This is a genomic window from Arthrobacter vasquezii, assembly GCF_029455255.1.
GTDB lineage: Bacteria > Actinomycetota > Actinomycetes > Actinomycetales > Micrococcaceae > Arthrobacter_D > Arthrobacter_D parietis.
Window position 1 is genome coordinate 1 of record NZ_JAROKN010000024.1, and the last position, 19,070, is coordinate 19,070.

General features: G+C 63.0%; 18 protein-coding genes. 8 read left to right on the forward strand and 10 right to left on the reverse strand.

Annotated features, from left to right (window positions below; translation table 11 throughout):
• Positions 1-368: cell division protein PerM (locus tag P4U43_RS10050; protein ID WP_277358615.1), on the reverse strand; the 368-nt coding region annotated here is incomplete at its 3' end.
• Positions 369-460: 92 nt separating this feature from the next.
• Positions 461-1,213 (reverse strand): sulfite exporter TauE/SafE family protein, encoded by a 753-nt coding sequence (locus P4U43_RS10055; RefSeq protein WP_277358616.1) that lies wholly within the window; start codon positions 1,211-1,213, stop codon positions 461-463.
• 51 nt (positions 1,214-1,264) lie between these two features.
• On the opposite strand from P4U43_RS10055, the gene P4U43_RS10060 reads away from it, so the two are divergent.
• The 4 genes from P4U43_RS10060 to P4U43_RS10075 all read left to right on the forward strand — a co-directional run bounded on the left by P4U43_RS10060 (position 1,265) and on the right by P4U43_RS10075 (position 5,820).
• Complete coding sequence (locus P4U43_RS10060; protein WP_277358617.1) at positions 1,265-1,909, forward strand: DUF1684 domain-containing protein; 645 nt, start codon at positions 1,265-1,267, stop codon at positions 1,907-1,909.
• A gap of 105 nt (positions 1,910-2,014) precedes the next feature.
• A complete protein-coding gene (locus P4U43_RS10065) occupies positions 2,015-3,181 on the forward strand; it encodes a glycosyltransferase family 4 protein (protein ID WP_277358618.1) in 1,167 nt (388 codons plus the stop codon).
• 215 nt (positions 3,182-3,396) lie between these two features.
• Complete coding sequence (locus tag P4U43_RS10070; RefSeq protein ID WP_277358619.1) at positions 3,397-4,854, forward strand: alpha/beta hydrolase domain-containing protein; 1,458 nt, start codon at positions 3,397-3,399, stop codon at positions 4,852-4,854.
• A 111-nt stretch (positions 4,855-4,965) separates the two neighbouring features.
• Positions 4,966-5,820 (forward strand): MSMEG_6728 family protein, encoded by an 855-nt coding sequence (locus P4U43_RS10075; protein WP_277358620.1) that lies wholly within the window; start codon positions 4,966-4,968, stop codon positions 5,818-5,820.
• 54 nt (positions 5,821-5,874) lie between these two features.
• On the opposite strand, the gene P4U43_RS10080 is transcribed toward P4U43_RS10075, so the two are convergent.
• Positions 5,875-6,585 (reverse strand): PIG-L deacetylase family protein, encoded by a 711-nt coding sequence (locus P4U43_RS10080; protein ID WP_277358621.1) that lies wholly within the window; start codon positions 6,583-6,585, stop codon positions 5,875-5,877.
• A 121-nt stretch (positions 6,586-6,706) separates the two neighbouring features.
• Between P4U43_RS10080 and P4U43_RS10085 the strand changes: the two genes are divergently transcribed.
• The gene (locus P4U43_RS10085; RefSeq protein WP_277358622.1) at positions 6,707-8,347 is read left to right on the forward strand and encodes a stealth conserved region 3 domain-containing protein; all 1,641 of its coding nucleotides are present in this window, start codon (positions 6,707-6,709) and stop codon (positions 8,345-8,347) included.
• A gap of 26 nt (positions 8,348-8,373) precedes the next feature.
• Here the strand turns inward: P4U43_RS10085 and P4U43_RS10090 are convergent, their stop codons facing one another.
• Positions 8,374-9,285 carry a phosphodiesterase gene (locus P4U43_RS10090; protein ID WP_404800720.1) on the reverse strand — a complete coding sequence of 304 codons (912 nt, stop codon included), beginning with the start codon at positions 9,283-9,285 and terminating at the stop codon, positions 8,374-8,376.
• A 216-nt stretch (positions 9,286-9,501) separates the two neighbouring features.
• Between P4U43_RS10090 and P4U43_RS10095 the strand changes: the two genes are divergently transcribed.
• On the forward strand, positions 9,502-10,248 hold the full coding sequence (locus P4U43_RS10095) for a M50 family metallopeptidase (RefSeq protein ID WP_277358624.1): 747 nt from the start codon (positions 9,502-9,504) through the stop codon (positions 10,246-10,248).
• Here the strand turns inward: P4U43_RS10095 and P4U43_RS10100 are convergent.
• The 4 genes from P4U43_RS10100 to P4U43_RS10115 are packed head-to-tail and all read right to left on the reverse strand — an operon-like array spanning position 10,245 to position 13,948.
• Complete coding sequence (locus P4U43_RS10100; RefSeq protein ID WP_277358625.1) at positions 10,245-11,270, reverse strand: glycine betaine ABC transporter substrate-binding protein; 1,026 nt, start codon at positions 11,268-11,270, stop codon at positions 10,245-10,247. The genes P4U43_RS10095 and P4U43_RS10100 overlap by 4 nt on opposite strands.
• Positions 11,271-12,032, reverse strand: coding sequence for an ABC transporter permease (locus P4U43_RS10105; RefSeq protein WP_404800722.1), 762 nt, complete (start codon positions 12,030-12,032; stop codon positions 11,271-11,273).
• 34 nt (positions 12,033-12,066) lie between these two features.
• A complete protein-coding gene (locus P4U43_RS10110) occupies positions 12,067-13,371 on the reverse strand; it encodes an ATP-binding cassette domain-containing protein (protein WP_277358626.1) in 1,305 nt (434 codons plus the stop codon).
• Complete coding sequence (locus P4U43_RS10115; RefSeq protein WP_404800721.1) at positions 13,364-13,948, reverse strand: ABC transporter permease; 585 nt, start codon at positions 13,946-13,948, stop codon at positions 13,364-13,366. Before P4U43_RS10115 ends, P4U43_RS10110 begins: the two co-directional genes overlap by 8 nt.
• A gap of 259 nt (positions 13,949-14,207) precedes the next feature.
• On the opposite strand from P4U43_RS10115, the gene P4U43_RS10120 reads away from it, so the two are divergent.
• Together P4U43_RS10120 and glsA are read left to right on the forward strand one after the other, a co-directional pair.
• Positions 14,208-14,615 carry a hypothetical protein gene (locus tag P4U43_RS10120; protein WP_277358628.1) on the forward strand — a complete coding sequence of 136 codons (408 nt, stop codon included), beginning with the start codon at positions 14,208-14,210 and terminating at the stop codon, positions 14,613-14,615.
• A gap of 51 nt (positions 14,616-14,666) precedes the next feature.
• Positions 14,667-16,481, forward strand: coding sequence for a glutaminase A (glsA, locus tag P4U43_RS10125; protein WP_277358629.1), 1,815 nt, complete (start codon positions 14,667-14,669; stop codon positions 16,479-16,481).
• 98 nt (positions 16,482-16,579) lie between these two features.
• On the opposite strand, the gene P4U43_RS10130 is transcribed toward glsA, so the two are convergent.
• A complete protein-coding gene (locus P4U43_RS10130) occupies positions 16,580-17,134 on the reverse strand; it encodes a GNAT family N-acetyltransferase (protein WP_277358630.1) in 555 nt (184 codons plus the stop codon).
• A 26-nt stretch (positions 17,135-17,160) separates the two neighbouring features.
• Positions 17,161-18,639 carry an MDR family MFS transporter gene (locus P4U43_RS10135; protein WP_277358654.1) on the reverse strand — a complete coding sequence of 493 codons (1,479 nt, stop codon included), beginning with the start codon at positions 18,637-18,639 and terminating at the stop codon, positions 17,161-17,163.
• Positions 18,640-19,070: the final 431 nt, after the last annotated feature.

The window sequence follows — 19,070 nt, forward strand, 5'->3', positions numbered from 1 at the left end:
ACCGCGAGGGCACCGAGCAGCGCCTGCCACAGCTGGTCGGTGTAGGAGGCGCGCGCCAACCGCCGCCCTGCGCGCCAGGCGAGGAGGAACGGGACGAGCGTCAGCGCAAGGGGAACTGCCCACAGCAGGCCGGTGCCGCCGTCGGGCCGTGCAAGTTCAAGGGGCGCACCATGCAGTACCAGCCAGGCCTGCGCGCCGAGGTGGAGTGTTCCGAGCGCATCGCGCCCGGCAAAACCGCCCGTCAACCACACTGCGCCGAGGGGAACCAGGACGATCAAAGCGGAGATCACCGCAGCCTGTCCCAGTTCAAAGGCGCCCTGCAGCCAGAGGGGCATCGGCAGCGCACGGGGCTTGGTGGGGAGTTTCATCCCTTCCATGGTGCCACCGGCGCGTGCATCAGCCCCTGAACGACTCGGCGGTGTAGGTCACGGTGACGCCGGTCGTTGGCTCTGCTGGAGCGTCAGGCGAGCAGGTCGGCAAGGCCCTTGATGAGCGCTGTTGCAGCACCGAGGAAGGCGATAACGATGACGGCGAAGCGCGCCTGGCGGTCGTGGATATATCGCGAGAGCCGCTCCCCCGTGAAGATCCCGAGGATGATCGAGACCGGGATCAGCGCCCACATCCAGGTGTCCAGCGGCGGCACCTGCCCTGGGTCGATGAGGAGCTTGACGATCACGGTGACGGATCCGATAACGGCGAAGAACGGCTGCAGCGTGGCGGCGAACGGTCGCTGCGGCCACCGGGAGAGCAACGCGTAGGCGCTCACCGCCGGCCCGCCGACGCCTGCCATGGAATTAGTCAGTCCCGCCGAAAACCCGGCGACCGCCTTGGACCGGTTTCCCGTGACCATCACCGACGAACGCTGCAGCACCAGCGACGCCGTCAGCCCTGCCAGCACGACGGCGGCAACGGTCACCGCCAGCGGCGCACTGGGCAGGTTCACTGCAGCAAAGGAGCCGCCGACCGAACCGAAAACGGCAGGGAACGTCAGCCACCGGAACATGCTCCAGTCGATGTCCTTCCACACCCGGGGCACGATGAGCGTTGAGGACACCACGCCGCAGATATTGATCAGGAGCACCCCCTCGTGCGGGCCGAGGATCAGCACGAGGAACGGTGAAACGAGCAGCGCGAATCCCAGCCCGGCAATGCGTTGGGCAACTGCGCCTAGCACGATGAGTCCGAGGACGAGGATGAACAGCGCTATTGTCACGCTGAATACAGTACGCGCAGGCAACAGTTAAGCTGGAGTTAGGCTGGCAGTATGACTCTCGCAGCGACGGCACTGAACACAGCGGACTGGCGTCGGGAGGTCTTCGCGCTGTATGCCGAAGTCCGTGATGCGGCAGCCGCCGGCTCCCCCGCGCTGGCACACGCTCACTGGCGTACGGGACGCGACCGGCTGTTTGCCGGGCACCCGGCGTCACCGCTTTCACCGGCGGCCCGCCAGGCCTTCGCCGGTCTGAATATCGCACCATATGACCCTGCCTTCCGCTTCGAAGCTGACATTGACGACGACGGCGCCGGCCAGCTGATGGAGGTTCCCACCGGTACCGACGGGGTGGTCCCGTTCGAACGGCTGGGGACGGTTTCCCTTGACGGCGGAGCCTCCGGCGGCGTTGGCCGGCTCGCACTGTGGCGGCTGAAGTCCTACGGCGGCGGGCTCTTCCTCCCGCTGAGGGACGGCTCGTCCGGTGTGGATGGCGGGAGTTACGGCGGCGGACGGTACGTGTTGGACACCATCAAGGGCGCACACCACGGCGAGCGCGGCGGGCGGCTGATCGTCGACCTGAATTTCGCCTACAACCCCTCCTGCGCCTATGACGAGGAGTGGGCGTGTCCGCTCCCCGGCCCGGACAACCGGCTGGATGTCGCATTGCCGGTCGGCGAGCTGTACACCGCCTATTGAGTTGTACACCGCCTCTCAGTTGTACACCGCCTCCTGAGGCAGATTTCATTCACGCGCAACCTCCCGCTCGCCGGGTGCACAGAACCCGCTGCCACTATCGGGAGCGTGAGAGTCGCAGTGGTTGCCGAATCGTTCCTTCCACACATGAACGGGGTGACCCACTCCCTGCTGAAGGTGCTGGCCCACCTTCGTAGCCGGGGTGATGACGTGCTGGTGATCGCGCCGTCGTCGTCATGGTTGGACAGGCACTCCCGGGCCGTTTCCGAGGCGCCGGCTTCAGTGGAGGGCTATCCGGTGATCACACTGCCGTCGGTGCCGCTGACCGGGTACACCAACGTGCGGCTGGCGGCCGGTACGGTCTCCAGGGTGCGGCGGATTCTCGCAGCCTTCGCGCCGGACGTGGTCCATGTGGCTTCGCCGTTTGTGCTGGGGTGGCGTGCGGTTCAGGCTGCGGAGCAGCTCGGGCTTCCCACCGTCTCCGTCTATCAGACCGAGATCCCCGCCTATGCGGCCCGGTACGGCGTTCCCTGGGCCGAGAACCTGTTGTGGCAGCGGGTCGAGAACATTCATCAGGCGTCGACGCTTACGCTCGCGCCGTCGTCGTTCGCGTTGAAGCAGCTCGACTCTCGCGGTATTCCCCGGTTGCGGCTGTGGCGCCGCGGAGTCGATACCGCCCGCTTCAACCCCGTGAAGCGCGACGGCGGCTGGCGGCATTCCGTGGCACCGGCCGGCACAAAGATCATTGGCTACGTTGGACGCCTCGCCGCCGAGAAACAGGTTGAGGACCTCGCGGGGCTTGACGCTATCCCGGAAACCAAACTGGTCATTGTCGGCTCCGGACCGGCGAAGGAATCCCTCCAACACAAGCTGCCCGGCGCACATTTCGCGGGTTTCCAATCCGGCGAGGACCTGGCAAGGATGATGGCGTCGTTCGACCTCTTTGTGCATCCGGGTGAATCGGAGACGTTCTGCCAGACCATCCAGGAGGCTATGGCATCAGGAGTTCCGGTGGTTGCAGTAGGCCGCGGCGGTCCGCTGGACCTGGTTGATTCCTCCCGGACCGGCTGGCTCTACCCGCCGGGTGAGCTGGACCAGCTCCACGCGGGTGTGATGGACCTGCTCGGAGACGACACGAAGCGCCGGGCTTTCGGGCGTGCAGCGTATTCCGCGGTGCAAGGCCGCACCTGGCCCGTGTTGTGTGAGCAGCTCACGTCCTACTACATGGAGGCGATCGAGGTACACCGGTCGGCGCCGGTCAATACCCTTTCTTAGAAACGCACGTATGTTCAGTTGTCTTGTTCGGAACCCGTCCGGTTCATTACGTTACGAACACTGCTGCTAACTCAGGCAAGCGGCTCAACGATCACAAGGGAGTAATCGTGCAAAGGTCTACTGGGGCGTCCATCGTGCTTTCGCTATCTCTGGCCGCAACAACTTTCGGGGCAGTGAGTATGCCTGCCGGCGCGGCCGAAGGGCGAGAGGATCGAGTGGCAAGTCACGCACTTGAGCGGCGAACTCCAATCCCGGATGTGGCGCTTTTGCCGACATCCGAGGAGTCCTATCCTTTCGGCGGTGCGGAGCATCAGCTGGTGCCCGAGGATCTGTCGAAGCAGGGCTATGTGGAAGAGGAATTCCTCGCCAGCGGGAAAGCCAACGTTTACAGCTGGCCGGCTCCGGGACCGGCTGTCATTCAAACAACCGATGCGCCCTATACAACGCGTGTCCTGGTCAGGAAACCGGCTGACGATTCGCACTTCAGCGGCAACGTCGTTGTGGAGATGCTCAATCCTTCCAATCTCTTCGATCTCAATATCGGCTGGGCGATGACGAGCAGGCAGATTGTCGAGAATGGTGATGCCTGGGTTGGCATCACAGCCAAACCGATCTCCGTTGAAGCCCTCAAGAATTTCGATGCTGAACGGTACGGTTCATTGTCATTCGCCAATCCGCTTCCGCTGAGCGATCCCCGCAACTGTCAACAGGTAGCCGCCGACAGCTCGAGAACGACCGAAAACGGTTTGGTGTGGGACATCTACAGCCAGGTCGGTGCATGGTTGCGCAGTGATGCCCCTACCAATCCCCTCGCCTATGGCGGGGAGGCCACGCTCGTCGAGAAAGCGTACGGATTCGGCTATTCACAAACCGGCGGGTATTTGGCCAATTACATCAACGGCGTCCAGCCGCATGTGGTTGCGCAGGATGGTGCACCCATCTACGACGGCTACATCGTGGGCGTGGCCGGCGGTGCCTTTGCCGGCGCCTACCCGATGAACCAGTGTGAGAGTGCGCCGCCGGCAACTGATGAGCGCAGGCAATTCACCGATGTGGGTGTTCCGATTATGCGCATCATGTCGCAGTCGGACTACCTGTTCGGGATTGGTTCACGCAGGCCGGACAGCGATCTTCCCGGCGACAAATACCGCCACTACGAGATGGCCGGCGCTGGCCATGCCACCCCGGACGAGTTGTACTTCTCCGCGGCTCCCGAAGACATCATCGCGGCCGGCCGCACTGTTCCGCCGATGAATTGCAACGAAGGTCCACGCAGCCGTTTCCCGAGCTCCATCTTCTTCAACGCTGCGTTGAAGAACCTTGATCTGTGGGTACGGGAAGATATCGCGCCTCCCAGCGCGGATCCCATTCTCGTCGAGAACGGATCTCCTGTTCTGGACCAGTTCGGCAATGTTCAGGGCGGCCTGCGATCCCCGTTCCTGGACGTCCCAACCAGTACGTGGTTTGGCACAGCGACCGGTGCATCGTTTTGTTTCATAGCCGGCTACGAGCGCCCCTTCGATGAGGACACGATCAACAGCCTCTACCCGACTCACGGATCTTATGTGAAAGCGGTGAAGGAGAATGTGAGGGAGCTGGAATCACAAGGATTCCTGACCAAGGACGATGCGCGGTCCCTCCACCAGCAAGCCGCGCAGGCAGATATTCCATAGGCAGGGAATCATCGGGTAGGCAGCAGGTGACCGCGTTCAGCGATTGCACGCTCGCTGCCTACCCGGTTCCTTGATAGTCAGCACACTGAGCAAATATGGCACACTGGCCGCATGCAGACGTTCCTGCCCTACCCGGACTTCGCAGCCAGCGCCGCCGTGCTCGACCAGGCTCGGCTCGGCAAGCAGCGGGTTGAGACACTGCAGATCCTGCGCGCGCTGGTTCTGCCCGACTACGGTTGGCGCAGCCACCCGGTCACGAGGATGTGGATGGGCTACGTGCCCGCCCTCACCGTGTATGGCCTGGCGATGGTCCGCGAATGGGTTTCGCGCGGCCACGCGGACAGCACTGCGCCGCTGATCAGCGAGTTCGCCCCTGATTCCGCCGCAGCCTTCGAAGCGGGCACTGGCCCGGAACCTGCCATGCCGCCGTGGCTGGGCAGGCCGGAGATCCACGTCAGCCACCAGTCCAACCTGATCCAGAAGGCACCCGAGTTCTACCGCGAGCGCTTTCCCGGCGCACCGGAGGAACTGCCGTACTCGTGGCCGGAACCGGAGCTGGAACTTCTACCCGTCGAGCCGCTTGGTGAGCGCCTCTGGATCTGGCACGGTCCGATCGACACAGAGGACGGCGATGCGCTCCTGCTTCCCGGCCACCCGCCGGCTGGGCGGGCGGTACCCAAATGGTCCCGGCAGTACGCCGCGTTTACCGAGCTGGCGCGCGAGGGGGATGCTGCCGCCGTCGTAATGGAGGGTGGTGCCCGGTTGCAGCGGGGCACTCTGGGCCCGTTGTCCATTGACCGGGAGGACAGCAAAGACAACGACGACGGCGCGCCGGGCACCGCGCGGCGCCCCATCTCCCTGTCGGGCTGGCTTCGACGCAGCGACTTCGAGTATCCGGCATTGCTGCAGGACCCGCGGCGGTTCTATGCGGTGGAAGCGTCAGCCGCATCAGCCGGTCCCGAATAACGCCGTCTTCGGGAGCGCTGTTATTTCCGCCCGGTCAATGGTGAATCGATCTGCCTACAGCCCGTACAACTCGAACCCCACCGCAGGGGTGCCGCTGTCCCCGGAGTTCCGGCTGGTGGCCCAGCGAACCTGTTCGGTTGCCTGCTCCTCAACGGGCCTGCTGTCCAGCGCCTGCAGATACCTTGAGTGTGCGGCGAGGGAGAGAATGGCCTTCTCGATGCTCTCTTCGCTGACCTGCATGGCGTGCGTGGGGTTCATGCTCAGGATCGCGGTCCATTTCACCTCGTGGCGGGGGCCTTCAAGGTCGGGGAAGATCCACTCGTTGGCGGCGTCGGCTACCGCGTTGAGCACTGACCGGCCGAGCGCCCGGTGATCCTCAGAGTTCCACTTGCCCGGGCCCCAGGTATCCCGGTGATTGAGGGTGACGATGCCGTCCGGCCGGTGTCTGCGGATTGCTGCAGCCAGGTCGCGTCGGAGGTCGAGGGATTCCGTCAGGCGGCCGTCCGGGTAATTCAGAAATTCCAGCACGTCTACGCCGACCCGGCAGCATGCCGTGCGCTGTTCACCCTCACGCAGCGGGCCGCTTTCCTGCGGCGGGAGACCGGCGATCCCGGCCTCGCCCCGCGTTGCCAGCACATAGCTGACCTCTTTGCCCTGCGTGATCCATTCGGCCACTGCGGCGGAGGTGCCGTACTCGGGGTCATCCGGGTGAGCCATCAGCACCAGCGCGCGCTTCCAGTCGGTCGGGAACGGTTCCAGGGTCACAGTGCTCCTTTGCATGGGGTCCTTCCACTGCAGTGCATCCCTTCAGGGATTGCCACGGGCAAGCCGGGCTGCTTGTAGGCAGGCTTATCATTGGAGCAGCAGCCGTGCAACCAATCTGCGTATGCACCGGCAACACCGCACTTTGTTGAAACCGTTGGAGGATCCCATTACAGATACCGCCGCCCAGCATGATGTGTACTTTGGCGCCCCCGAAGTCGAGAATGACACCGAGCTGCTTGAGTCTGCCTCCAGCGCCGCCGTTGCCAGGCTGAATGACCGCGATGACATCACCACGGTCAAGCGACGGTTTGCGCTCATCAATACGGAAACAACACCGCACCAGGCAATGGTGGAGGACCTGCTGTTCATCCGCGAGGCGCTGGAACGCGCCGGCATTGAGTATCTGCTGGTGCGCGGTAATGATGAGCGGCCCGTCGTTGCCGTCGACCTCAAGCACCGCGAACGCCTAAGGGCGGCGCTCGTCGAGGCTTGCCGAAACGAGCCCTTCTACTCACGCACGGTGGACACAAAGCGCCGCACCACCCTGCTGGTGGCGGACGGCGCCCTGTCCCCGAGTGAGAAAGCCCGGATCTTCCGGCTGTTCCGTCCCCGCATTGAACCGATCGGCGGGCTCACGTTCGGCCCTTCGGCAGGTGTGCAGATAGAGCTGTGGTCCCTGGACGGAGACCGCATTGAGCTGCCCATGGAGAACTCACTGACTCGGCGCACCCTGCCGTCGAATGAAGTGGTGCGCGGCTCGGTCACCCGTCACGGCCTGGTCTGGCCGACCATCGACAACATGTTCGCAGACCACGCAACGGACATCGACTTCGAAATCGACCTCGTCTTCACCTGGGTGGACGGCAGTTCGCCGGAGTACCTCGCGGCCCGTGCTGCCCGTATGCAGAACGTTGTAGTAGGTGAGGGTGATGATCATGAGGCCCGCTACCGCCAGATCGACGAGCTGAAGTACGCGCTGCGCTCCGTCTACATGTTTGCTCCGTGGATTCGCCGCATCTTCATTGCCACGGATTCCGAGCGTCCCGGGTGGCTCGCTGACCACCCATCGGTCACGCTGGTTCCCTCCGTGGAGCACTTCAAGGATCCGTCCGTGCTGCCGACCTATAATTCGCAGGCCGTCGAGTGCCAGCTGCACCATATTCCGGATCTGTCCGAGCATTTTCTCTACTCGAATGACGACATGTTTTTTGGCCGCCCAGTGGGGCCGGACATGTTCTTCTCCCCCGGCGGAGTCACGAAGTTCATTCAGGCGGACACGCGCATCGGGCTGGGTGAGAATGATGCTGAACGCAGCGGGTTCGAGAACGCGGCACGCGTGAACCGCCGGCTTCTTCACGAGCGCTTCGGCCGCATCACCACTCGGCACCTGGAGCACACCGCGGCGCCCCTGCGCAAGAGCGTCATGGAGGAGATGGAGAACGAGTTTGCAGAGGAGTTCGCTGCCACGGCGGCGTCGAAGTTCCGCGCGAAAGACAACATCTCGGTCACCAACTCGCTGTACCACTACTACGCATTGCTGACCGGCCGGGCCGTGACGCAGGAATCCGCGAGGGTGAAGTACATCGACACCACCATGCGTTCCGGGTTGCGGAAGCTTCACAAGCTGCTGGACAAGCGCAACATGGACCTGTTCTGCCTCAATGACGGCAGCTTCCCGGAAATCCCGGCGGAAGAACGCGCCCGCGCTGTGACCGACTTCCTCGAGAAGTACTTCCCGGTGAAGGCGCCCTGGGAGAAGTAGGCCTGGGGAAGTAGGCCTGTGCGCCTTCAGACGCCGGTCAGCGTCCTGGCAGGTGCTGCCTCGGCAATCTGGACTCCGGCTGCCTCCAGGCGCCTGCGGGTCTCCTCGCGCGGAACGGTCTCGCCAACCGCTGTATGGGTGCCGATAGGCACCACTGAGTGCACCACCGTGTCCTCATACACGTGAACCAGATTGTAAGCCTGGGCTCCGTCGCGACCGCGGGTGCCGCCGTCGTCGTAGGTGAGGTCCTGGGTGTAACAGGTGGCGGACGCCACCGAGACCGGGATGCCCGCGAACAGCGCGTTGGTTGAGTAGTGCAGGTGCCCGGCCAGGATTGCGCGGACATCCGTACCGCGAATGACGTCGGCAAGCCGGTTTTGGTCGCGGAGTTCCACGAGGACCGAAAGGTCCTGGATGCACGGAACCGGTGGGTGATGCAGGGCCAGGATGGTGCCGTAGGGAGCCGGCGTGAGGAGTTCATTGGCCAGCCAGACGAGCTGTTCGTGGCTGATCTCGCCGTAGTGATGGCCCGGAACGGTGGAGTCCAGTGTGATGATGCGCAAGCCGTTGATCAGGTAGCTGCGGTCAAGCGGGGTTATGTCCGCGGGCTCGTTGAGCAGTTCGCTGCGGAGGGTGGCGCGGTCATCGTGGTTGCCCATCGCCCAGATGACCTCGGCGCCAAGCTTGTGGGCCGCCGGTTCGACGATGTTGCGGAGCTTCACATAGGCCTCGGCCTCGCCCTTGTCCGCCAAGTCTCCGGTGAAGACAATTGCCTCCGGCCGGGATCCGGACGCCTCCAGATCGGCGAAGATCTGGCGTAGCCGCGCTTCGCTGTCCACCGACCCGTAAAGGGGTTCCGGACCACCCACCAGATGGGTGTCGCTCATGTGCAGGATGAAATGTTGCGGCCGTGGGTGCTCGGCCGTCCGGAAGTTCATGATCGCCTTCTCGATAGAGCTCGACTAGCTTTCACTTCATTTAACCTTCATCAAAGCAGAGGCATTCCTACCTTGGGATGAACGTCACACGGCGAGTCCGTTAATACTTTCCCGTCCTGTGGTGAGAGGAATTCGGATCCGGTGCCTCGACGGATTGCTGCTTCCTCTCGTGATCCTCGCACTACCTTCCCAGCGCCGTCACGTAGCATTCCGCAGGTGGAATTATTGGCGCAGTGGTGGGATCGGATCGTTGCAGGCTTCAGCAGGAGCCAGCCACCCGAACTGACCTTGACCGAACTGCTGATCATTCTGCTGGCCGCCGCAGCCCTCTCCATTCCCAAGGCAACGTGGCGCTACTTCGGGCTGTTCAGCACCGTGGTGCATGAACTGGGACATGCGTTCGCCGCCCTGATGACCGGGAGCCGCGTGACCGGAATCCGGCTCAATTTCGACCATTCCGGACTGACCACGTCGCTCGGCCGTCCTGGCTGGCGCACAGCGTGGGCAACTTTTTGGGGGTACCCGGTTCCCGCCGTCGTCGGCGCAGTTCTGGTGTGGGCTGGATGCGCCGGCTGGGCGCCGGCCGCGCTTTCGGTAGGCGCCCTGGTGCTGCTGCTGTCACTGCTGTTCATCCGCAATGCCGGCGGCGTACTCATCCTGCTCGGAGCAGTGGCGGTGTCCACCGTGCTGGTGGTGGCCGTTCCCGCCGAATTCAGCGGCCACGCGGTCGTTGCCCTCGGAGTGGCGCTGCTGGTCGGCTCGGTCCGTGACCTCGGCAAAGTGGTCTCAGTCCATGCACGACGACGGCGGGACCGCGGACAGTCCGACGCCTACCTTCTATACCGCTCAACCGGAATCCTCACCGCAGTGTGGCTCGCACTGTTCGCCGTAGTCATCGCGGGATCACTCGCTTGGGCGTGGTTGGTCGTCAGCGCAACCGGGCGCCTGGCGATTTCGCTCTAACCCTCCCCGAGCGGCCCCTCCGGCTCGGTGATGAAGCCCTGCTCCACCATGAAGTCAAAGGCAACGTCAGCGGGTTCTTCACCCTCAACGTCCACGCGCAGATTCATTGTCCGCAGTGCTTCGTCGGTGAGCGTGGGAGCAACCTGCGCGAACACCTCGGCGAGCTCCGGATGCTCCTCGAGGGTTTCCGTGTAGTAGACAGGAGCCGCGTTGTAGGCCGGGAAGAACCCGCGGTCGTCTTCGAGGATGGTCAGGTCGAGGGCATCAATCCGGCCGTCCGTGGAGAACACCTCGCCGAAATTGCACGCCCCGTTATCGGTTGCGGCATAAATGGCTCCGGTGTCGTAGATGTCAATGTTGTCCTCCGGCACGCCGGTCGGAGTACCTCGGGCCATCCCGTAGTGCGCAAGCATCGGGGTGAGCCCGTCAGGACGCGAGTTGAACTCGGCCTCGACGCAGAACGTGCGTTCCTCGACGGGGATCTCGGCAATTTCCGAGATTGTGCTGATGCCGCCCAGTTCCTCGACCGCTTCGGAACGGATAGCCATCGCGTAAGTGTTGTTCAGCGGCGCCGGCTCGCCCCAGGTGAGTCCGTTCTCCAGATCCGCCTCATACACGGCCTGCCACTGCTCCTGCTGGTCAGGGATCCCCCGGTCCTTGCCGAGGTAAGTCAGCCAGGCGGTGCCGGTGTACTCCCACGTGACGTCGGCCTGGCCGGACAGCATCAGTTCCCGGACCGGCTGACTGCCCGGCACGTTGGTCAGGTCAGTCACGTCGAAGCCGGCAGCCTGCGCGGCGAGAACGCCGATTTTGCCGAGAATAAGCTGCTCCGTGAAGTTCTTGGACGTCACGGTGAGCGGTGCCCCGTCAACCACTTCGGTAATGCTGCCCGGTCCGGCCGCCGGTACATAGGACGTGGCCGGTTGCAGGCCGCACCCGGTTGCCAGCAGCCCGGCAGAAAGTACGACGGCGGTCGCCGCACTTTTGCGCGCAGCGGCCGGGAGAGAGAATGATTTCAACATCTAGAGTCCCTTCGGACGGGCGACATGTTCCACAACACGCCCGATCCAGTCGACAAGAAGTGCAAGCAGCGCCACCAGGATCGATCCTGCGACCAGCACATTGGTAAGGCTCAGGTTCACGCCGGTGACGATGAGGATGCCCATGCCTCCTCCATTGATGAAGGCGGCCAACGCTGCGCTACCGACCAGCAGTACAAGCGCCGTTCGGATTCCTGCGAGCATCACCGGCACCGCCAACGGGAGCTCCACTTTGAACAGCACAGCTACCGCGCTCATCCCCATCCCTTTGCCTGCTTCCACCAGCCGGGCGTCCACCTGCGTGATGCCCACCATGGTGTTCCGCAGAACGGGAAGGATCGCGTAGAGCACCAGCGCTATCACGGCTGCAGTAAAGCCGAAGCCGACAGCGATTGCCAAGAGCACAACGAGGCCGATGGCCGGCGCTGCCTGGCCAATGTTCGCGACGGCGAGCACCGGCCCCGTGAATTTCTTCAGCGGCGCACGTGTGAGCAGGATGCCGAGCGGGATGGCGATCAGCAGTGTGATGACTGCAGACACGGCGGTCAGCGCCAAGTGGTCGATCGCGTATCCGAAGAGTGCATCCGGAGCGAGGGTGATCAGCTCCGTTTCCGAAAGATCCGCAGTCAACAACCAAATGACCACCGCGGCAAACACTGCGGCGATACCTGCAAGCTGCAGGATCAACGGCCGCCAGGTGGGGCGCTTCACCTCGGAGTGAACGTTGGGTGCTTCCTCCGATATAGGTTCCTGCGGCGCCTCAGGCTGGGCTGTCACGCTACTCAACGGGACGCTCCCCCGGGTTGGCTGACGCCACGTTGGCTGGCGAGGCACTGGATGACGACGCATCAACCGCCTCCAGCGTCCCCGTGTTGATCCCCACGGGACGTCCGTCCGAATGTGCAGTCATCGCGTGTTTGTGCGCCCGGGTAATCGCGTCCATCACCGTTTCGACATCGATGACACCGAGAAATGTATCCCGCCTCCCGGTCACCAGTGCAGCTCCGGCGCTGGACACCAGCATGGTGTCCAGCGCGTCATTGAGCGTGGCACGGTCACCGACCACAGGAAGCTTGGCGTCGACGTCGTCACTCACGGTTTCCAGCCGCGAAAGCTGGCGGCGCGTGAGCCACTGGATGGGCCGGCGTCGTCCGTCAACAACGACAGCGTGATTGTGGCCGGCTTCATCCAACCGCGACAGGACATCACTGCCGAGATCACCGACAGTAGCGACGACGGCGTCCGCCAGTTCCACTTCGTTGACACGGGTCAGCGTGAGCTGCTTCAAACCGGCTCCTGAACCGATAAAGTTTTCAACGAAATCGTTGGCCGGGTCGGCGAGAATCCGCTCAGGGGTGTCGTACTGGACGAGCTGCGCTCCCTCGGTGAAGATCGCAATCCAGTCCCCGAGCTTCACTGCCTCATCGAAGTCGTGGGTGACGCAGACAATGGTCTTCTGCAGTTCTTCCTGAATGTTCAGGAGCTCATCCTGGAGACGCTGACGGGTGATGGGGTCCACAGCCCCGAACGGCTCGTCCATGAGGAGGACCGGCGGATCGGCGGCGAGCGCGCGTGCCACACCAATGCGTTGCTGCTGCCCACCGGAAAGCTCTTTGGGGAAGCGGTCGCGGTAGGTTGCCGGATCGAGGGATACAAGCTCCAGGAGTTCGTCGACGCGGGCAGCGATCTTCTCCTTGCTCCATCCAAGCATCTTCGGCACAATCCCGATGTTGGTGGCGACCGTCATATGGGGGAAGAGCCCGCCAGCCTGGATGACATAGCCGATCCGGCGCCGGAGTGCGTCGCCATCGATGTCTGTGACGTCGTCGTCGTCCAGGACAATCCGGCCCTCGGTAGGTTCGATGAGCCGGTTGATCATCTTCAGGGTGGTGGTCTTGCCGCAGCCGGATGGGCCCACCAGCATGACGATCTTGCCGGCCGGGATCTCCATGGTGAGTCCGTCAACGGCTGGCTTGGCCTGCCCGGGGTAACGCTTGGTCACCTTGTCGAGCAGAATGCTTGCACCGGTAACTGCATTTCCGTTTGCGGCGGTATTTTTGGGTTTTTCGATGGTGTCAGACACGGATACCTCGCGGGGTTGTGATGCGGCCGAGGCCGACGAGTAGAAGGTCAAGGATGAGGGCCAGAATGATGACGGCTACAACGCCGGTGATGACCGACTCGAGCGAGTTGGCGCCGCCCAGACGGGACAGACCGGAAAAGATGAACCCGCCGAGGCCTGGCCCGAGGGCGTACGCGGTGATGGCGGCGATGCCCATCACCATCTGCGCGGAAACGCGGATTCCGGCAAGGATGACCGGCCAGGCCATGGGCAACTCCACCTGAACCAGTGTGCGGAACCTGCTCATCCCGATTCCGCGGGCGGATTCGATGACGGCTTTATCGATTCCCGTCAGTCCCACGACGGCGTTGCGCAGGATGGGCAGTGCGGCGAAGAAGGTGACCACGATGACGGCCGGCGTGACTCCGAAACCGAACGGCGCGATCAACAGGCCGATCAGCGCGAAGGACGGGATAGTGAGCCCGACGGCGGAAACGCTGTTGGCCAGTGACGTGAGCGCACCGCTGCGGTACACAAGCGTCGCGATGACCACCGACAGTATGGTTGCGAGGATGAGGCACTGAACCACAAGGCTCATGTGTTGCCATCCCGAGAACAGGATCTGATTGAACCTGTCACCTAGAAATTCCAACACATCAAGACCTTCTTCACCGTAGTTACGTAGCTTTTATCCGCTGTTCGCAAGGGAACCGTCGACCACCCTAAGCACGTGAAGGTCAAGATAACGTCACGCTGAGATCACGGAGCCATCACTATTGGAGGTGAAAACACTGGCGGCCGGTACCGCCCGGACGTAGGCTCAAAGGCAGTCAACCCAGTTCTTCGAAGGAGTTCCGATGAATCTCAGCCACATCCCCCTGCGACTCAGCACGGGAGCGTTTATCCTCAATTCCGGCATCACCAAGAGGGAACTCGATCGGGACACCGCAGCTTACTTGCAGGGCATGGCCGCGAACGCTTTTCCGCAGGTCAAGCAGCTGGAACCGGAGAAGTTCGGCAAGGTGATTTCCGCCGTCGAAATCGGTCTAGGCGCCGCGCTTCTGGTGCCGTTCGTTCCCAGCCGCCTGGTGGGGCTGGGTTTGGCCGCGTTCTCCGGCGGTCTGCTCGCGATGTACTTCCGCACTCCGGGAATGACCCAGGATGATGCCGTTCGTCCCAGCCAGGAGGGGACGCCCGTCGCGAAGGACGTGTGGATGTTCGGAATCGCGCTCTCCCTGATCATCGACGGCGGGCGGAAACGCTAGTCCCGGCGCCGCCGTTGGGCGCCGCTGACGCATCGCCATAGTCTTGCAGCTATGGAATCTCCAATTGAAAGCTACCTTGCGCGGATTCACCGGGAGATTGCGGATCTGAAGGACGGCAAGCCGTACAGCACCATTCCGGCGATGGCGAACGTCAATCCGGACAACTTTGGGATCTGCCTCACCACCGTGGACGGGTACATCTACGAGGTCGGCGATACGCGCGAAGAGTTCAGCATCCAGTCGATCTCAAAGCCTTTCACCTATGGTTTGGCGTTGGCGGATCTCGGGCTGGACGCGGTGGACGAGAAGGTTGACGTTGAGCCCTCCGGTGATTCGTTCAACGAGATATCTCTTGCCGAAGGTACCGGTCGCCCGGCAAACGCCATGATCAATGCCGGCGCGCTGACTGCCACCTCGCTGGTCAAGGGAGCCGGCGGCAATACCCGGATCAAGCGGATCGTCAACACGTATTCGGCATTTGCGGGGCGGCAGCTTTCCATTGATGAGGAAATTTTCGCATCGGAGCTCGAACATGGTCACCGGAACCGTGCCCTCGCGTACCTGTTGAGGTCCTTCAACATCATCGAGGACGATCCGACGCCGGTAATCGAGGACTACTTCCGTCAGTGTTCGGTGCTGGTGAACTGCCTGGACCTTTCCCTCATGGCGGCGACCCTGGCCAACAGCGGGCGGAATCCCATGACGGGGAATCAGGTCATGGACATTGTGCCGGTGGAGCGCGTGCTGTCCGTCATGACCACCTGCGGAATGTATGACGACGCCGGTTCGTGGATCAGTACCGTCGGGATGCCGGCCAAGAGCGGTGTGGGCGGTGGAACGATCTCTGTACTGCCGGGGCAGGTTGGGCTGGCGGTCTATTCACCGCCGCTCGATGAGCACGGCAGCAGCGTGCGCGGCATGGCGACAAGCCAGCGGCTCTCGCAGGACATGGAGTTGCACTTTGTCCGGGCAGCGCGTGTGGGCAAGTCTGCTATCCGCTCGACCTACGACATCACTGCCGCGCCATCGGGCATCCGACGCGACGATGAGGCAATGGACCTCATTCGCGATCATGGGCATCGTGCACGCCTTGTCGAGCTGAATGGTGACCTGCTGTTTGCCGGTACCGAGTCGATGGTCCGCGAACTGAGCAACCTCCCGGAGGAGGTGGAGCTCGTCATTCTGGACCTGCGTCGCGTCGATGAAGTTGCAGATGTTTCCCTCCGGCTCCTGGCTGAGGTCCGGGAGAACCTGGTCGATGAGGGCCGGGAGCTCGTGTTGATAGATGCGGAGGGAACGCTTGCCCATGCTTTCCGCGATGTCGACCGTGAGGTTCCGACTTTTGACACGCGGACGGCGGCGGTTGAATGGTGCGAGAACCGGCTGATTGCAACATACGGGAGCGATCTCGATCTGCCGAGCAAGGTTGACATTTTCCAGTGTCCGGCTCTTGGTCCGCTCAGCGCTGAAGACGTGCAGAAGCTCGCAGACCGGATGGAAGATCGAAGTTACGACGACGGCGATGTCATCCGTCGTATCGGTCAGTCGTTCGGTGGAGTGTTTTTCATTTTGTCTGGAGCGGTCACGACATCGGTGGTCGGTCCCACCGGCGATCGGGTGAAACTGACCACCCTTAGTGCCGGGATGACCTTTGGGGAACTGGCGCTCGGCAGTGACGATCGGCAGGAAACCACGGTCAAGGCGTCCGGAAACGTTGTCATCAAGCTCCTCACGGCGGACGCCATATCTCGCTTGGAGTCGGAGGATGAGCGGCTCGCTCTTGAGCTGTGGAAAGCCCTGACCCGGGACGCATATACCCGGGTGGATCTCTATCTTAGGGAAACTGCTGTCAGGATCCGCGACTGACCGGGCGCTGCGCACCCGCAGCACCGCCGGTTACCTGTTACACCCCAGATGAACGCAGGTCGTGTTCGTGATTCGCACCCAGTCCTGCAGGCGTAATCTCAGGACCGCGGATCAGTCGCCAACATCCCCATCACCACGGCGTCAATCCACTCGCCGTTCCACCGCAGCGCATCCCGCAGCCGCCCCTCGACCCGGAATCCACACTTCTCGTAAGCCCGTTGTGCCCGCGGATTGAACGCGTACACCTCCAGGCTGATGCGGTGCACCCCGATAACATCGAACGCATGCCCGACGACGGCTCGCGTCGCCTCGGTGCCATAACCGTGACCGAATCTTGAATCAGCATTGAGTGCAATCCGGAACCCGAGCGATGAATTGTCCGCGTCGTAATCATTCAGCACCACTTCACCGATGTGGGACCCATCCGACGTAAGGATGATCGCCCAATCCGCCCGCCCGTCAGTCGCCGCAAGCCCCGCAAGCCACGACTCGATCTGCGGCCGCCTGAACTGCCCGTGGGTTCCGGTCAGACGCATCGACTCGGGGTTCTGCAGCCCAATCCAGGTTCCTTCCACATGCTCCGGGCCCAGCGGTTCAAGGCGCAACCTTGCGGTGGTCAGGACCGGCGGCGGGGTGAAATGAACCATCAGCATCAGTCGAGTTTAATGTGCAGCCGAGCCTAATGTGCCAGCGGAGCGGCAGGTGCCTCCTTGCCGTCGTGCATTGACGACGACGGCGGTGGACCGGCCGGCGCTGCCGGCTTACGGACGAACAGCGCTGCGACCACCGCGAACAGGAAGATGACCGCTCCACACAGGAAGGCCATCCGGATGCCGCCTGCCAGAGCGGGCACCTCCGCGGTGCCGGCGGCCATGAGCGCGCCTGTCTGCAGCGTCATGACGGACACGAAAAGCGCGATGCCCGTAGCCCCTGCTAGTTGCTGAACGGTGCCGACAACCGCACTCGCGTGGGAGTACAGCTGCGGCCGCACTGAGCCCAGAGCCGAGGTGAACAGAGGAGTGAACATACCGGCAAGCCCGATGCTCAAAGTCACGTGGCAGGCCAGCACCCACGGGATCGGGGTCGAAGCATCAATCAGGGTCAGCGCCCAGAACGCCGATGCGACAAGCAGCGCACCCGGAACCACCAGAACGCGAGGCCCGTGTTTGTCGAAGACACGCCCGACAACCGGTCCGAGAAGACCCATGGCGAGCCCGCCCGGCAGCAGCATCAAGCCGGCAGCCGCTGGTTCGAGACCGAGTACATCCTGCAGGTAGATGGGCAGCAGGATGACTGTTCCGAACAGCGCCATCATGCTGATGGCCAGCACGAGGATCGACACTGTGAAGGTACGCGATTGGAAGGTCCGCAGGTCAAGTAGGGCACGGTCGCGACGCTGCAGCACCAGTTGGCGTGCGATGAAACAGGCCAACCCGACAAATCCGACAGCGAGCGGCACCCAACCCGGAATACTCGATCCGTTTGCAGCCTCGCCGAATTGGCTCAGTCCATAGACAATCCCGCCGAACGCGAAGGCGGAGAGGATGACGGAGAGGACGTCGATCGGCGTGCGTCGCGGCGTGGTCACGTTCTGGATGCGGATGCCGCCAAGTATCAGCGAACCGAGGGCGATGGGAAGCACCAGCCAGAACATCCAGCGCCAGTCCAACACACTGAGAATGATCCCGGAAATGGTGGGGCCGATGGCGGGGGCCACCGAAATAACGATCGAGATGTTCCCCATCGTCTTGCCGCGCGACGACGGCGGCACGAGAGTCATGACGGTAGTCATCAGCAGCGGCATCATGATCGCGGTTCCGCTGGCCTGGATCACCCGGCCGACGAGCAGCATCTCGAAACCGGGCGCCATCGCAGAGACCAGGGTGCCCAGGCTGAAGAGTGTCATGGCCGCGAGGAAGACCGGCCGAGTGTTGAAACGCTGGATGAGGAAGCCCGTGATGGGGATGACAACCGCCATGGTGAGCATGAACGCCGTCGTCAGCCATTGTCCGGCCGATGCGGTGATTCCCAGGTCATCCATAAGGCGCGGCAGCGCCACTCCCATGATGGTCTCGTTAAGGATGACAACGAAGGCCGAGACGAGGAGCAGGGAGATGACCAGCCGGTCACGAGGAGAGACCTCGCTGACCTCGTCGATCTGGTTCGTGCCGCCGTCGGCCTGAGTGCGTTTGTTGGTCGTTTGCGACACGGAAGGGTCCCCCTGAAGATACTGAACGGCGCGCAGGAGTGTGCGCAGCCAGAAGTAACAAGCGCGGCCGGCCGCCGCTTATTCCCGGCGTACGTTCTCCGGCGTACTGTTATTTCTGAGCGCACCGCTGACGGAGAGAAGGTCCTTCTGATGTCCATCCCACCGCCTCATGAGCCGCATCCCGATCCGTCCCAGCCACGGCCGCCGGGGGAACCGGCGCCGGAGCCGCAGCCCGCTCCTTCCCCGTACCCCTTTCCTGATCCGGCACCCGACACCCCTGGCGTGCCGCCGGAGCCCGGGCCCGGCCCCTCACCGGACAGGCCTATTCCGGAACCGGGGCCGTCAATACCCCCGCTGCCTTGACCCGCGATTGATCAGCT